The 14,525-nt window shown below is 61.0% G+C and carries 10 protein-coding genes; 5 read left to right on the forward strand and 5 right to left on the reverse strand.

Features of this window, described 5'->3' with window-relative positions:
* Positions 1-22 precede the first annotated feature (22 nt).
* Positions 23-1,864, reverse strand: coding sequence for an AMP-dependent synthetase/ligase (locus ACIOWL_RS05735; protein WP_400382567.1), 1,842 nt, complete (start codon positions 1,862-1,864; stop codon positions 23-25).
* A 91-nt stretch (positions 1,865-1,955) separates the two neighbouring features.
* The gene (locus ACIOWL_RS05740) at positions 1,956-3,527 is read right to left on the reverse strand and encodes a dolichyl-phosphate-mannose--protein mannosyltransferase (protein ID WP_400382569.1); all 1,572 of its coding nucleotides are present in this window, start codon (positions 3,525-3,527) and stop codon (positions 1,956-1,958) included.
* 106 nt (positions 3,528-3,633) lie between these two features.
* Between ACIOWL_RS05740 and rsmI the strand changes: the two genes are divergently transcribed.
* Both rsmI and ACIOWL_RS05750 read left to right on the forward strand, forming a co-directional pair.
* Positions 3,634-4,494: a 16S rRNA (cytidine(1402)-2'-O)-methyltransferase gene (rsmI, locus tag ACIOWL_RS05745; protein ID WP_400382570.1), complete on the forward strand. Its 861-nt coding sequence runs from the start codon at positions 3,634-3,636 to the stop codon at positions 4,492-4,494.
* Between the two features lie 136 nt (positions 4,495-4,630).
* Positions 4,631-6,115, forward strand: a complete 1,485-nt coding sequence (locus tag ACIOWL_RS05750) for an NAD-dependent succinate-semialdehyde dehydrogenase (RefSeq protein WP_400382572.1) — start codon at positions 4,631-4,633, stop codon at positions 6,113-6,115.
* Positions 6,116-6,177: 62 nt separating this feature from the next.
* Here ACIOWL_RS05750 and ACIOWL_RS05755 read toward each other — a convergent pair whose 3' ends face one another.
* Genes ACIOWL_RS05755 through ACIOWL_RS05765 form a run of 3 tightly spaced genes read right to left on the reverse strand, consistent with a single transcriptional unit; the run spans position 6,178 to position 10,902 of the window.
* Positions 6,178-8,607, reverse strand: coding sequence for a transglutaminaseTgpA domain-containing protein (locus ACIOWL_RS05755; RefSeq protein ID WP_400382574.1), 2,430 nt, complete (start codon positions 8,605-8,607; stop codon positions 6,178-6,180).
* A complete protein-coding gene (locus tag ACIOWL_RS05760) occupies positions 8,604-9,926 on the reverse strand; it encodes a DUF58 domain-containing protein (RefSeq protein WP_400382576.1) in 1,323 nt (440 codons plus the stop codon). Before ACIOWL_RS05760 ends, ACIOWL_RS05755 begins: the two co-directional genes overlap by 4 nt.
* Positions 9,927-9,939: 13 nt before the next feature.
* A complete protein-coding gene (locus tag ACIOWL_RS05765) occupies positions 9,940-10,902 on the reverse strand; it encodes an AAA family ATPase (RefSeq protein WP_400382578.1) in 963 nt (320 codons plus the stop codon).
* 213 nt (positions 10,903-11,115) lie between these two features.
* On the opposite strand from ACIOWL_RS05765, the gene ACIOWL_RS05770 reads away from it, so the two are divergent.
* The 3 genes from ACIOWL_RS05770 (at position 11,116) to rsmA (ending at position 14,524) form a co-directional block, all read left to right on the forward strand.
* Entirely contained in the window at positions 11,116-12,087 is a 972-nt protein-coding gene (locus ACIOWL_RS05770) for a TatD family hydrolase (RefSeq protein WP_400382580.1), read from the forward strand.
* Between the two features lie 254 nt (positions 12,088-12,341).
* Positions 12,342-13,538, forward strand: coding sequence for a transglycosylase family protein (locus tag ACIOWL_RS05775; RefSeq protein ID WP_400382582.1), 1,197 nt, complete (start codon positions 12,342-12,344; stop codon positions 13,536-13,538).
* A gap of 104 nt (positions 13,539-13,642) precedes the next feature.
* On the forward strand, positions 13,643-14,524 hold the full coding sequence (gene rsmA / locus ACIOWL_RS05780; protein ID WP_400383253.1) for a 16S rRNA (adenine(1518)-N(6)/adenine(1519)-N(6))-dimethyltransferase RsmA: 882 nt from the start codon (positions 13,643-13,645) through the stop codon (positions 14,522-14,524).
* Position 14,525 lies beyond the last annotated feature (1 nt).

Consider the following 14,525-nt stretch of genomic DNA (forward strand, 5'->3'; position numbering starts at 1 on the left):
ACCCTTTGTTTTAGGTCGAAAATCAGCGCTGGTAGAGTGCATCCGTGTTTGCTGCGAAGTCTCGAAGCACGTCCTGGCGTTTCAGCTTCAGGGTGCTGGTCAGGTGTCCCGACTCTTCGGTGAACTCCACCGGAAGCACCACGAACTTGCGGATCGATTCGGCTTTGGAAACCGTGGAGTTGGCCAGGTCCAGGTAGGACTGCACTTCCTGAAGCACCTGCGGGTTCACCGCGGCCTCTGCAAGCGATAATGGTCCAAGTCCCTTGGCCTTGGCCCACAACACCAGTTCTTCGGGATCCAGCGACACCATAGCCGCGATAAACGGGCGATTCTCGCCAACCAGAACACACTGCGCCACGATACGTCCCGCGCGAACCATTTCTTCAAGCGGCCCCGGCGAAACATTTTTCCCGCCAGCGGTGACAATGAGTTCCTTCTTGCGTCCGGTGACCTTCAGGTATCCTGCGTCATCCAGGATTCCGGTATCACCGGTTTTGAAATACCCGTCCTGGTCGAAGGCCTCGGCGGTGGCCCGGGGGTTCTCATGGTATCCGGCGAATACACCGATCCCCTTGATCAGGATTTCACCGTCGTCGGCCAGGCGAACGCTGGTGCCCGGGATCGGGCGTCCTACCGTACCCACCCGGGTGCGTGCGGCTTGGTTGACCGTGGCCGGTGCGGTAGTTTCGGTCAGCCCGTAGCCTTCAACCAACTGGATGCCGGCGCCACGGAAGAAATGCGCCAGATCTTCATTCAGTGCGCTGGCCCCGGAAATCGCGTAGCCGCATTCCCCGCCGAAAACCGCACGAAGTTTCGGATAAAGCACCCTGTTGAACAGGGTGTACCGAGCCAGCAAGCCCAAGGGCATCCGCACCCGGTGGCCCCGGGCCTTGGCATCACGGATCTTGGAGACCTCAATGGCGCAACGTTCGGCCTTCAGGAACAGTTCGCCCTTGCCGCCGGCTTCCGCCGTGGCCAGCGCCGTGGTGCGGATCTTTTCAAAAACGCGGGGGACCGCCAGCAGGAACCCCGGCTTGACCGCGGCCATGTCCTCAACCAGGGTCGCGGTGGAGTTTGAATGCGCAATAATGGTGCCGCCGTGGATGCATGTCTGTTGAACGGCCCGGGCCAGCACGTGGGCCAGCGGCAAGAACATCAGTGTGCGACGCCGATCGCCGAGGACGTCGCTCATGTGCGCGGCCAGGTTGTGGGCGACCAAGGCGAAATTCGCGTGGGTCATATTGCAGCCCTTGGGGCGACCGGTCGTGCCGGAGGTGTAGACCATGGTTGCCACGTCGGCGAGCTTCATCGTGCCACGGCGTTGTTCGATGAGCTGCTCATCCACCGTGTGACGCTCCACCAGCAGTTTGTACAGCCCAACCGAGGGGATAAGTTCCTTGTTTGAATCGGCAGAGCCTTCAAACATGTGGGTGGTGACCGGTTCCCCGAGCTGGGCAGCGGCCTGACGCACGTGTGATCGCAACTCGTGGTCCTCGGCGAAAACTACTCGGGCCCCCGAGTCGCGCAGGATCCACTCAATCTGAAACGGGCTTGAGGTTTCGTAGATCGGCACCGAAACTCCGCCGGCGAACCAGATGGCCTCTTCGGCTAGCGCCCACTCATACCGGGTGCGGGAAATAATGGCGACCTTATCCCCGGGCTGCAGCCCGTCGGAAATCAGTTTCATGGCCAAACGCTTCACATCGGTGAGGAAATCCGTGGCGCTCACCGCGTGCCAGGCGGCACCACGCTGGACCATAAACAGGTCCTGCTCGCCGGATGCCGCGACGCGGTCGACCAGCAGGTTGGTGACGTTCACCTCGGGCGCCAGTTGGGTTAGCGGCTCGACGTGCACTTCTTGCATAAAAGACTTGTCCTTTGACGTGTTCGGCAGGTGCGTTCAAGGCGGTGGGGAGACCAGGTTCATGGCCGGGCCATGGTTTGTGCAGGGAGTTTTAACCCCAGTTCGGGATCCAGCGCAACGAGCGCCAGTAATCATCCGGGACCATCTCTCCGCTCCAGACGGGCCAGAACAACGCGGAAACCAGAAGAAGCACCGCCAAAAATACGGAGACCACAAGGATCCTTGAGCGCGTCACCGCGCCGCTGCGCTGGTTGGTGGAAATGAACTTCCCAATCATATACGTCAGCGCCAGCATCATGGCGGGAACCATTGGCAGGGTGTAGAAGAAGTACATGGTGCGTTCGGGATACATCAGCCACGGCAGGAATCCTGCGGCGCCCGCGGCCAGGATTGCTCCCGCGCGCCAGTCGCGAGCACCGATCCACCAGAGGAACAACAGCAACATGCTCAGCGAGCAGGCCCACCACATGATCGGATTGGGCAGGTCGGTAATGACTTCGGTGCACCGCGAGATGTCGCACCCATTAGTGCCCTGGTCGTAGCCCTCGATATAAAACATCACCGGGCGTCCGGCGAAGGGCCAGGTCCAGGGGGAAGACTGCCAGCCATGGGAGGAACCAAGCCCGGTGTGGAACGTGTAGCCTGCCTGATGGTATTCCCACAGCGAACGCAGGGTATCGGGCAACCAGGTAACTCCTTCGCCCGGGTGCTCCTGCGCCCAGTGACGGTAGCGTCCGCCACTGGTTATCAGCCACCCTGTCCACGTTGACAGGTACGTCAAAAGCACCACAGGCATCATGGTGATAAAGGAATACACCCCATCACGGGTCAGTGCGGAACTCCACCATTTATGAATTCCCGCGGTGCGTCGTGCAGAAAAATCCCACAGGACCGCCATGACACAAAATACCGCGATAAATGAAAGCGCGGACCACTTCACACCCACCGCACCGCCGAGCATCACCGCGGCGATCAACCGCCACGGCCGCCACCAGATCATTGGGCCGTGCGTGAGCAGGAACTCGTCGGGTCTGTTGCCGGAGGGCACCGCGAGTTTTTTGGCCAAGGACAATCTTCCGTGGGCCCGGTCCTTGAGCAATGCATAGAACGCGGCGGCCACAAAAAACATCAAAAAGATGTCAAGCAATGCGGTGCGGGACATCACGATTGAATGACCGTCGATGGCCATCAACAGTCCGGCGACAGCTGCCAGGTAGTGCGAACCGAACAGCAGACGTGCACTGAGGGTGACCAGAAGCACCGCAAGGGTTCCGAAGAGCGCCGTGGAGAAACGCCAGCCGAGTCCGTTGAAGTCGCCAAAAAGCAGCATTCCCAGGCCGATCAGCCATTTGCCCAGGGGCGGGTGCACCACGAAGGACGGGTCGGCGGTGAGCCGCGGGTCGCCGGCGATATATTGATCATTAACATCTTCTTCCCATTCACGTTCATATCCGCTTTGCAGCAGTGAATAGGCGTCTTTGACGTAATACGTTTCGTCAAAGATGAGCATGTGGGGGTGGGAGAGGTTGATAAAACGCAGCAGCGCGGCCAGCAGCGTGACCGCCAACGGGATGATCCACATCAAGGGTCCGCGGGGAGCCGTGGCTGTCAGCAGCCTCGATTTCAGGCTCTCCAAGGTGAAGGCCTGTCGCGCTGATTGCACGTGACCAGTGTCCGGGGTTTGCAAGGCAGTGAGGCTCATCAACTGTCATGCTACCGGCGTAGCGTTCAGAATGTGTGCTTTTCGTAGTTCGCGTAGGCTAAAGAATGTGCAGAACTCAGAGAATGAGGGCGTCATCGTCCTGGGAGCCACCCCTATTGGCAATTTGTCCGACGCGTCACCACGACTGAAGGAAATCATGGTGAGCGCCGATATCATCGCCGCGGAAGACACCAGAAACTTTCATCACCTGGCCCACGCCCTTGGCCTGAAAATCAGCGCCCGGGTCATGAGCTTGCACGAGCACAACGAGGCTCACAAGCTGTCCGAGGTCCTTGAACTGGCTAAGAGCGGGTCAACCATCCTGGTGGTCTCAGATGCTGGAATGCCGGCTGTTTCCGACCCCGGTTATCCCCTGGTGGCCGCGGCACTCGATGAGGGGATTCGGGTGACCGCGGTTCCCGGCCCGTCGGCGGTACTGACCGCGCTGGCCCTCTCCGGCCTTCCCACCGGGCGTTTCACCTTTGAGGGCTTCCTGCCCCGCAAGGCCGGCGAACGCCGCAAACGTTTGGACGCGCTGCTGAGCGAAGAACGCACCATGGTGTTTTTTGAGGCACCGCATCGTGTCGCGGACTTTCTTGAAGCAGCCATCGAAGCTTTCGGGGCGGACCGTCAAGCGGCCGTAGCGCGAGAACTGACCAAAAAGTTTGAAGAGGTCCGCCGGGACAGCCTCGGAGAACTGCACCGCTGGGCGGCGCAGGGGCTTCGCGGTGAAATAGTTGTGGTGGTTTCCGGGGCGCCGGAACCCGAGACGGCCTCCATCCACGATTTGCTGCCGCAGGTCGCAGACCTGGTGGCCGGCGGAACCCGGATGAAGCAGGCGGTTGCGGATGTTGCCGAGAAGTTCGGGGTGAAAAAACGAGACCTGTACGAGGCAGTTCTTGCCGAACGTAAGGAACGTGAAATATAAACACTTTGGCGTAGTCTGAATGCACAATGAATCTGCGCTTTCATAGTGCAACGGGCGATTTACAGCGCCCTCGTGCCAAGAATAGCGTTGGGATCAACGAAGATTAGCTTCATTAAAAGTTTCAGGAGATGTGCGTATGTCGATTACTGCTCAGCGCGAAGCCGAGTTGCTCGCCAAGGTGCCAACCGGCCTATTGATCAATGGTGAATGGCGCGATGCCTCTGACGGTGGCACCTTCGACGTGCTTGATCCAGCCACCGGCGAAAAGCTTCTGACCCTTGCCAGCGCCACCAGCGAAGACGCCATGGCGGCCCTGGACGCAGCCGACGCAGTCCAGGCCGAATGGGCGCTGACCGCTCCCCGGACCCGCGCAGAGATCCTGCGTCGCGCTTTTGATCTGGTCACCGAGCGCAAAGACGACTTTGCGTTGCTGATGAGCCTGGAAATGGGCAAGCCACTGGCCGAGGCCCAGGGTGAAGTGACCTACGGTGCAGAATTCCTGCGCTGGTTCTCCGAAGAGACCGTGCGCCACTACGGCCGCTACCTGACCACACCCGAAGGCAAAAACAAGGTTCTGGTCCAGCACAAGCCGGTGGGCCCGTGCTTGCTGATCACCCCGTGGAACTTCCCGCTGGCCATGGCAACCCGCAAGGTCGGCCCGGCCATCGCCGCAGGCTGCACCATGGTCCTCAAGCCAGCCAAGCTGACCCCGCTGACCAGCCAGCTGTTTGCCGCCACCATGATGGAAGCAGGCCTGCCAGCAGGTGTGCTGAACGTGGTCTCCGGCGCCTCGGCCTCCAAGATCTCCGGCCCGCTGATGGCTGACGACCGTCTGCGCAAGGTTTCGTTCACCGGTTCCACCCCGGTGGGCAAGCAGCTCATGAAGGACGCTGCGGACAAGGTGCTGCGTACCTCCATGGAACTGGGCGGCAACGCACCGTTCATCGTGTTCGAGGATGCCGACCTGGATGCAGCCGTTGAGGGTGCCATGGCCGCCAAGATGCGCAACATGGGCGAGGCCTGCACCGCAGCGAACCGATTCCTGGTGCACCAGGACGTCGCCGAGGAGTTCACCGCCAAGTTCGCCGAAGCCATGAAGGCGCTGAAGCCAGGACGCGGCACCGAAGCCGACTCCACGGTTGGACCGCTGGTTGAAGAGAAGGCCCGCGACGAGGTCCACGCACTGGTTCAGGCGGCCGTGGCCAACGGCGCCACCGCCATCGTCGGCGGCGCACCGGTTGAGGGCCCTGGCTACTTCTACCAGCCAACCGTGCTGGCCAACGTGGCCAACGACGCCCAGATCCTGGGTCAGGAAATCTTCGGCCCGGTGGCACCAATCACCACCTTCACCTCCGAAGAGCACGCCATCAAGCTTGCCAACGCCTCGGAGTACGGCCTGGCGTCCTACATCTACTCCAAGGATTTCAGCCGCCTGTTCCGTGTGGCAGAGCAGATCGAATTCGGTCTGGTCGGCTTCAACGCCGGGGTGATCTCCAACGCGGCGGCGCCGTTCGGCGGAGTGAAGCAGTCGGGACTGGGCCGTGAAGGCGGCGCCGAAGGCCTGGCCGAATACACCACGGTGCAGTACATCGGCATTGCCGATCCGTACGCTGCGAAGTAGCACCTGACGCGGCTGAGGGGGCATTCCATATCGGAATGCCCCCTCAGCCGCGTTTTCGGGTCTTAGCCCCGTGAACCTTGCACAGCAACCAGCTGCCGCAGCTTGGCCACCCGCAATGATGCAGGGAATATGCTCCCCGCCAGGCGCACCCGGACCGGCAAGGACTGCACCAGCTGCATCCGGACAGTATTAAGGTCGTTGATCAGCTGCTGTGCTGAATCAGCCTGAAGATGCCGCGAGGCGTAGAAGCTGGATTCAATCGCCGTCTCCAGACGTTGCAATGGGGCATCGAGCTTCGGGAAGTCGTCGGCGAGCCTGCGTGTGTAGTCGCTGACGGATTCCTGGTCTCCGGCCCGGCGTCCGGCATCCGCGCCGATTGCCTGCAACTCCACCCACAACGCCTCGGCCGCTGGTTCCCCGCCGGCGGTGATCACGCTGCGCCGTTGACGTTCAATGTGCTTGCGACGCAAGGGAGCGGCGGACAATGCACCGGCCAGGGCGATCGCCAGAACCAGCAAGGCCCACCAGTTATTGGCAGGTTCTCCCGGTGGCGTTTGCACCGCGGCCGACGGCTCGCTGGCCTGCGCCGAGGCCGAGGGGGACGCGGTGGCCCGATCCGTGGGAACTTCCTCATCCCCGAACTCCACGGGAGCCGCGGTACTGGTTTCCTGAGGTGCATAGCTTGGCGGCTGCCCCTGGCCAGGGGTTGGCTCGAACGGCACCCAACCCAGACCCTGAAGATATAATTCCGGCCAGGCATGCGACTGCTGGCCGGTGACCGAATAACCGGTCAGCGTGGTCCCGGGTGCAAGTTGTGCTTCGAGTTCACCGCGGGCTGAGTCTTCGGTGATCTGAATCGTCTGCCCATTGGCCTTGCCCGGGGCGTAACCCACGGCGATCCGCGACGGGATTCCAGCTTCCCTGGCCATCAGCGCCATGGTCGAGGCAAAGTGCACACAGTATCCTTGCCGGCGTTCCAAAAATGCTTCAACCACACGTTGGTTCGCTCCGTCATAACCCTCGCGCAGCGGGGTGCGTTCGGAGTACACAAATTTGCGTGAACGTAAGAAGTCTTGGATCGCCACCGCCCGTTCAAAGTCGCTCCCCGACGAATCGGCGTCCCCGTAGGCCTCACGCAAGGCCGAATCCAGGGCCGTGCGCAAACCGTTTTCCGGGTCTTGGGGCAACTGGCGATACACCTCACCGGGTTCGTCCTGCGACAAGCCGCCGAAGAATCCCAGATTGCGAGCCATTTGGGGACTCAGATCCAGTTCGGAATAGGCAACCGAAACGCTCTCGGTCTGCGTCACCGCATCTCCGCTGAGCCGGGCCACCGACGATTCGGGAACCCAGGTCCAATTGCCTACGATTCCCTCAATAAGGTAACTGCGATCCGGCAGCGGCAGCACCGGGGAAGAGATGCCGTTGGCCCATTCCAACCGAGCCACCTGCTCATTGGCGTTGAAGGTGGTGAAATCGTCCTGGACGGCGGTGGTGCCGAAGTAGGTGTCCTTGGGCAACGACTCATTGGGTTCCCACCGGGATTGGGAGAGGTCCTCGATGACCGCGGTGCGCAAATACGGCGCCTGATCCGAACTGGTGTAATAGTCCAAGATGGTGCTGCCGTTGTTCGCCCGCAGATCACGCCCCAAGGTGAGCAAAGGGTCCACATTGCTGGCCAACAGGTCGCCGGAGGGACGGATCCCTTCCGGGAACATGCCCTTGCGGAATCCCGGCATCCAATAGCTGGCCGCGAGCATCGCAGCGATGCACACCAGTGCGGTGGCGCCAAGGAAACCCAGCTGGCGGGGGACCGGGAAGCGGGGGTGGGCCAAAGGCCTGGCATCACGGAACACATAGGGCAACAGCGCGACGTAACCCAGCACCGCGGCGATGAGCACCACCAGGTTCCAAATGCCGGCGCCCTCTTGCTTAAACAGCGAGGCAATAACCGGGGCGAAACACAGCGGCGCGATGACCAGCAGGGCGACCCTGCGGAAGCTGGCGAGCAGCTCGACGATCAGGCTGATCGTGAGGGCACACACCAAGATGGCAAAGGCCACGTAGCGCGAGTGGGCGACGGGTGGGACCTGCGTGGAGAACTGGAGCGCCGCCTCGGCAAGCACCGCGTTGAACCATTGGAACCCGGTGAGTGTATACCCGGTGGACAGCATCGCTTCGTGTTGAACTATCGACACCAAGGCCACCAGCAAGGCCACCGGATAGGCGAGCCAGCGCAATCCGTAGATTCCCCGCAGCACCCCGGCGCTCAGGTGGATTGCCAAGAGCGGAAAAATCAGGGCGGCAAACCACACCCGTCCTTCAACAACCCCGGTCAGGGAGGAGAAACCGGCGAGCACGGCCACGGCCAGGCATAGCGCGGCGAGAGTGCGGGCTAAAAGATTGTGGATGATTTTCTGGGTTGGCGCAGGCGGCTCCGGCTCCGCGTGCGGCGCAGGAGCGGCGGGAGTAGCATCTAGGGTTGTGCTCACTGTGCACCTCTGGCATCGTCCAAGGTCCCGTTGCCGTGCAACAGGTGAATATTCCACCCGGTGCGGGCCATCAACTGATGGATCTGAGTGTACCGCTCTGGGTGGGCTGCCAGCAGATAAAGTTCCACATGGCGTACCGTGCGGGACAGGGCGGCTAACGCCGCGGCCTGGTCGGGGTTGAGCTCTCCGAGAATCATGATCACCGGCTCTTCGCGCAGGCTCAGCAGCTCACGGTGCAGGTTCGCCCCGATCAGGTCCTTTCCCGCATGCTGGTCCGCACCGTTGAGCGGCCCCAACTCGGCGCTAGCCAGATGGAAGTCTTCAAAACTTGCGCGGGCCGCTTGCTCGGAGAGCTGCAGGGTATCCCCGCCGACCAGCGGACTGCCGTCAACATTCCGGAACAGGATCTGGTATCCGCTCTCGGCATAGCGTTGGCCGATGCTGCAGGCCAGGGACAGTGCATTTTCAAAACGGCGGCTGCTGACAAGCTCCGGAGCTTGGCCTTGCGGGATATTCACCCGCAGGTCCGCCCCGCCGGTGTGCCAATGCTCGGCGGTGAGATCCAAGACCAGCAGCGCTTGGGCGGTGGCCACATGATTCTCCTGACGCACCATCAGTTTTCCGTGCCGCGCGGTGGCTTTCCAGTGCACCTGGCGAATTGAATCACCCTGCTGATAATCGCGGGTGGCGACGTCGTAGTAGTCCGCAGTGGTGCTGCGAGAGAAGCGTGCGTCGCCGGTGAGCATTCGTTCACCCAGGGATGCAAAGCGGGCCAACGGGTGGATTTGGGCGCGCACCGGAACCGGCTGTGTTTCCCCCACGGACACCATGCCGCGAATAAGTCCTAACGGGTCGGAGATGACCTGCCGTGCCGGGCCCAACAGGTGAATTCCGCGCGAACGGAAAACCAGTTCGTAGTCCACCGAGCCGGGTCCAACCAGCTCCGGCCCGGGCCCAAACCCATCGGGCAGCGTTTCGCGAAGACGCACCTCATCGGCGCATTCGAGGGTAATCCCGGTTGGTTCAGCCACGGTCGCCGCGGGTGAGTGCAGCGCGCGGCGCAAGCTGGTGGTCCGACGGGCCCGCAGCACAATGAGCCAGCTGGCAACGGCCAGCGCGCACAGGCCCACACCCAGAGCCATCAACTCATGGCGTCCGAGCACGTAGGCCAGGGCAATCAAGGCCGCCCCGGAACCGAGGGTGTACCAACCGCGCGGGGTGAACAGGTCCAGGTGCCACCGCCGCAACGCCTCCGGAGCTTCATCCGAGCGTACCCATGAGAGGGTATTGCGCGAGTCGAAGCGCTGTGGTTTCTCCATGAGACCGCCTGCCCTAACTTACCGGGGTGCTGGCCAGTAGTTCTTGGACGATGCCGGCTGGGTCCACGCCGTCGGCCAGTGCACGGCGGGTGAGAATCAGGCGATGGCTCAGCACCATCTCTGCCACAGCGCGCACGTCTTCGGGCAGCACATGGTCTCGCCCAGAGATCGCCGCGTGCGACTTCGCGGCGCGCACCCATTGCAGCAGGGCCCGTGGCGAGGCCCCCAGCTGCACCTGCGGGTGTTCGCGGGTCGCCCGACCGAGATCTACCACGTAGGAGTTGAGCCGGTCGGTCACGGTGACGAGTTTAACCTGGTCAATCATCTGCGTCAGCTCGGAAATCCGCAGCACCGGAACCAGCGAGTCAAGCGGTTCGGCACGGTGGTGGCTTCCGAGCATGGCAAGCTCGTCCTCCCGCTGGGGGTAGCCCATGGAGATTCTGCCCATGAAGCGGTCGCGCTGGGCCTCGGGCAAGGCAAAGGTGCCTTCGGAATCGATGGGATTCTGGGTGGCGACAACCATAAACGGGCGCTGCAGCGGGTGGGTGATGGAATCGACCGTGACCTGCTGCTCTTCCATGCACTCAAGCAGTGCGGACTGGGTTTTGGCGTTGGCGCGGTTAATCTCATCGGCAATAACGATATTGGCGAAAATGGGGCCGGGATGGAAAGTGAATTCGTGGGTCTGCGGAGAATACACCGAGACCCCGGTGACGTCGCTTGGCAGAAGGTCGGGGGTGAACTGGATACGGTGCACCGAGCCGTCCACACTGCGCGCCAGCGACTTGGCCAGCATGGTTTTGCCGACCCCCGGAACGTCCTCAACCAGCAAATGCCCCTGGGCCAGGAGCACCACCATGGCATTGGTGATGGCCTCTGATTTGCCGCTGATAACCGTTTGAATGGCCTCGAACACACGTTGGCAGTTGTGCCTGAACGTTGAATCAAGCGAAGGCAACGTTGGGTTTGCGCTCATGCGCATCCTCCTGACAGGTTCTGCCTGCTCACAAGGTCGTTGCGCGCAGGCGAATCCAGATAGCTGTTGCACCTATCGTATGGGGTTCTTTTATCCAGTAACAGACTCTAATTGCTGGGCATCGCCCCTAAAGCCACGGGTGGCGGGGGAAGCAATGAGAGAATGGATGGCGGGCTCAGTTCCCGCATAACCAGCAAATACTAAGGACCAGCGGTGCCAGCAAAAAACCAGACAGAGAACTCCGAGGCGATCTATGCAGGCATCCCTGCGGCCTACCGCCCCGACGCGCAGGGTGCCCTGGCCGCAGACGGTGGCCGCGGGCGCTCCGAGACCAATGAAAAAGGCGGCTCCAAACGAAACCTGCGATACCCCGAAGCGCCGGATGCGCTTCCGGTGTCGGTGGTCGACAACCATACTCACCTGGATTTCCTAGACGGCGAGGTCAAGGTCCAGGCAGCCGATGCGCTGGCCGCCGCCGCCGCGGTGGGGGTTAAGGGCCTGATTCAGGTTGGGTGCGACGTGCCGTCTTCCGAATACGCGGTCAAGGCCGCCAACGAGTTCCCCAACGTCTTAGCCGCGGTGGCAATCCACCCAAACGATGCGGCCAGGTTGGCCGAACACCACGCACTTGATGAGGCGATCTCTCAGATTGAGCGTCTGGCCGCCAACGACCGGGTGCGCGCGATCGGTGAGACCGGGCTGGATTATTTTCGCACCGGACCCGAAGGGCACCAGGCCCAAGAATATTCATTCCGCGAACACCTGCGGATTGCGGTGGAGCACCACAAAGCGCTGCAGATTCATGACCGTGACGCACACGACGATGTGGTGCGAATCCTGAAGGATTCTCCGTTGCCCGAACGTGTAGTGTTCCATTGTTTCTCCGGAGGAGCCGAGCTGGCCCGGATCTGCAATGAGAACGGCTGGTATATGTCTTTTGCCGGAACGGTCACCTTCAAAAACTCGCACGACCTGCGCGAAGCATTAAGCCTTGCCAACCCAGAATTATTGCTGGTTGAAACCGATGCACCGTTCCTCACCCCGCACCCGTTTCGCGGCCGGCCCAATGCCAGCTACATGATTCCCTACACCGTACGTTTTATGGCCGAAGCCCGCGGGGTGGAGCTGGCCGAATTCTGCACGCAGCTGGAGGCGAACACCCAAGAAGTTTATGGAGCATTTTAGACCCGCAGCGTGTGTTGAGGGCCATATGACTATTGCTTGAAATATAACAATTCGGTTACGGTAGAAGCAGATGTGTTGCACGGTGGTGCCCAATTGAGGGGTACCTCGCTGAGGCGCAGCCTGATCCTGGTTCTCAAAGCCTGGGAAACACGGCGCAGAAACTGAATGATAGACAGGCGGCCAAGCCGCCGGGCCAGATAGTTGTTCCGGAAGTTTCCGGAGTCCGGCCTACAAACGATGGGGATCTCACTACCGTGACTCACTTGCTCAAGAACCGCTGGGCTAAATACCTGGTCCAGGCGCTCGCCGTGGCCCTGGTGATTGCAGGCACCGTTTTTTATATTGCCGGACAGAAATCAATCACCATCTCCGTGGACGGTGAGAGCCAGGTGGTCACCACCCGCGCTGCCACGGTAGCTTCGGTACTTGAGCAGCAGGAGATCACGCTCGATCCGCGTGATGAAATTTCGGTGGCACCCGATGCTCCGGTTGTTGATGCTCAGAACATTGAGATCAAACGCAACAAGTCGGTTCAGGTTAATCTGGATGGCACGGAACGGGTCGTTCACACCACCGGCATGACCGTTGCCGATTTGGTGGAAGAACTGGATCTGGAAAAGGGCACCGAAGTTTCCCTCGACGAAACCCAGAACCTTGCCGCCGTCTCCAGCGATATCCAGATCATCACCCCCAAGGCTGTCACCCTTGTCGTGGAGAAGAAAAAGACTAAGGTCTCAACCACCGCGCAGACCGTCAAGGAATTGTTGGCTGACGAAGAAATCTCCCTGGGCGATGACGATGAGATCAACGTCAAGGTTGAGGACGACACCGAGAAAAACGTCGAGTCCAACGTCAAGATTGCCGATGGCCAGCAGGTAGAGGTCATCAAGGTCAGCATCAAGACGTGGGATGAAACCCGTGCGATCGACTTTGAAACCGAAAAGGTTGACGACAAGTCCCTTGCCAAGGGCAAAACCAAGGTTGAGACCAAGGGTGAAAAGGGCGAACGTGAGCTGACCCTGCGCCAAGAGACTCGCAACGGCAAAAAGGGCGAGGAAGAAGTCCTGAAGGCCAAGGTCACCAAGAAGCCTGTTGTTGAAGTAATCAAGGTCGGCACCAAGGAAGAAGAGAAAAAGGAGAAGGAAGAGAGCAAGGATTCCTCGTCTTCCTCCTCGAAGAGCACCAAGGCCCCGACCGGTAGCGTTTCGGCAACCTGGGCCGCCTTGGCCAAGTGCGAATCCGGTGGCAACTGGTCGATCAACACCGGCAACGGCTACTACGGCGGCCTGCAGTTCTCCGCCTCGTCATGGCGCGCAGTCGGCGGTACCCAGTACGCACCATTGCCACACCAGGCAACTCCGGCGCAGCAGGTTGCCGCGGCAGAGAAGCTGCGTGCAAACGGCGGCTGGGGCCACTGGCCAGCCTGCTCCTCCAAGTTGGGTCTGCGATAAACACCTCCCCAAAAAACTTATAGTGCGCAACGCGTCGGTTTCTTCAACCGGCGCGTTGCGCCTTTTCTTCGCCCGACTCAGGCTGAACTAGAATTGAGAACGTGATGTCTAAGGAATCTTTGCCGCTGCTTGGGGCCACCGAAATCCGTCGACTGGCTGATGAGCTGGGAATCCGACCTACCAAGACGCTGGGCCAAAACTTTGTGATTGATGGAAACACCATCCGTCGAATTGTCGCGGCCGCCAATGTCTCCCCGGAGGAGACGGTATTGGAAGTCGGACCGGGGTTGGGCTCGTTGACGTTGGGCATCATGGATGCGGCGGCCAAGGTTGTCGCCGTGGAGATCGACCCTCCGCTGGCTAAACGACTGCCGCAGACCATGGCCGAGTTCCGTCCGGGGCGTGAGAAGGACCTGACGGTGATCCTGTCGGACGCCATGAAGGTGACCGAACTTCCCGGCGAGCCAACTGCCCTGGTGGCGAATCTTCCCTACAACGTCGCGGTTCCCGTGGTGTTGCACCTGCTGGAGCATGTCCCCTCAATCCGCCACGGTCTGGTGATGGTGCAGGACGAAGTTGCCGACCGCATGAGCGCTGGACCAGGCAGCAAAATCTACGGTGTTCCTTCAGTTAAGGGCGCCTGGTATGGAACCATGCGCAAGGCCGGGGTCATCGGCATGAACGTTTTCTGGCCCGCGCCAAAGATCCATTCCGGCCTCGTGGGGTTCACCCGTGATCAGGACCGCAGCGGTGCCCCGGCGCGCCAAGAGGTTTTCGCGATCATTGACGCCGCGTTTGCCCAGCGACGGAAAACCTTGCGGGCCGCCTTGTCTGGCTGGGCCGGATCCGGTGCCCGGGCCGAGGAAATTCTCACCCTGGCAGGAATTGATTCCAAGGAACGTGGCGAGAAGCTGGACATCGACGCCTACATCGCTATCGCCCGGGCCGCCGCGCAGGTTCCGGCCGACCCGAAACCAGGGCTGTAGC

It is taken from the genome of Glutamicibacter sp. NPDC087344, assembly GCF_044744225.1.
GTDB lineage: Bacteria > Actinomycetota > Actinomycetes > Actinomycetales > Micrococcaceae > Glutamicibacter.

What these genes read in the sequence shown, in the direction of transcription:
- ACIOWL_RS05735 (WP_400382567.1), bottom strand. Translation starts at nt 1,864, where the DNA reads ATGCAAGAAGTGCACGTCGAGCCGCTAACCCAACTGGCGCCCGAGGTG.
- ACIOWL_RS05750 (WP_400382572.1), top strand. Translation starts at nt 4,631, where the DNA reads ATGTCGATTACTGCTCAGCGCGAAGCCGAGTTGCTCGCCAAGGTGCCA.
- ACIOWL_RS05760 (WP_400382576.1), bottom strand. Translation starts at nt 9,926, where the DNA reads ATGGAGAAACCACAGCGCTTCGACTCGCGCAATACCCTCTCATGGGTA.
- ACIOWL_RS05765 (WP_400382578.1), bottom strand. Translation starts at nt 10,902, where the DNA reads ATGAGCGCAAACCCAACGTTGCCTTCGCTTGATTCAACGTTCAGGCAC.
- rsmA (WP_400383253.1), top strand. Translation starts at nt 13,643, where the DNA reads ATGTCTAAGGAATCTTTGCCGCTGCTTGGGGCCACCGAAATCCGTCGA.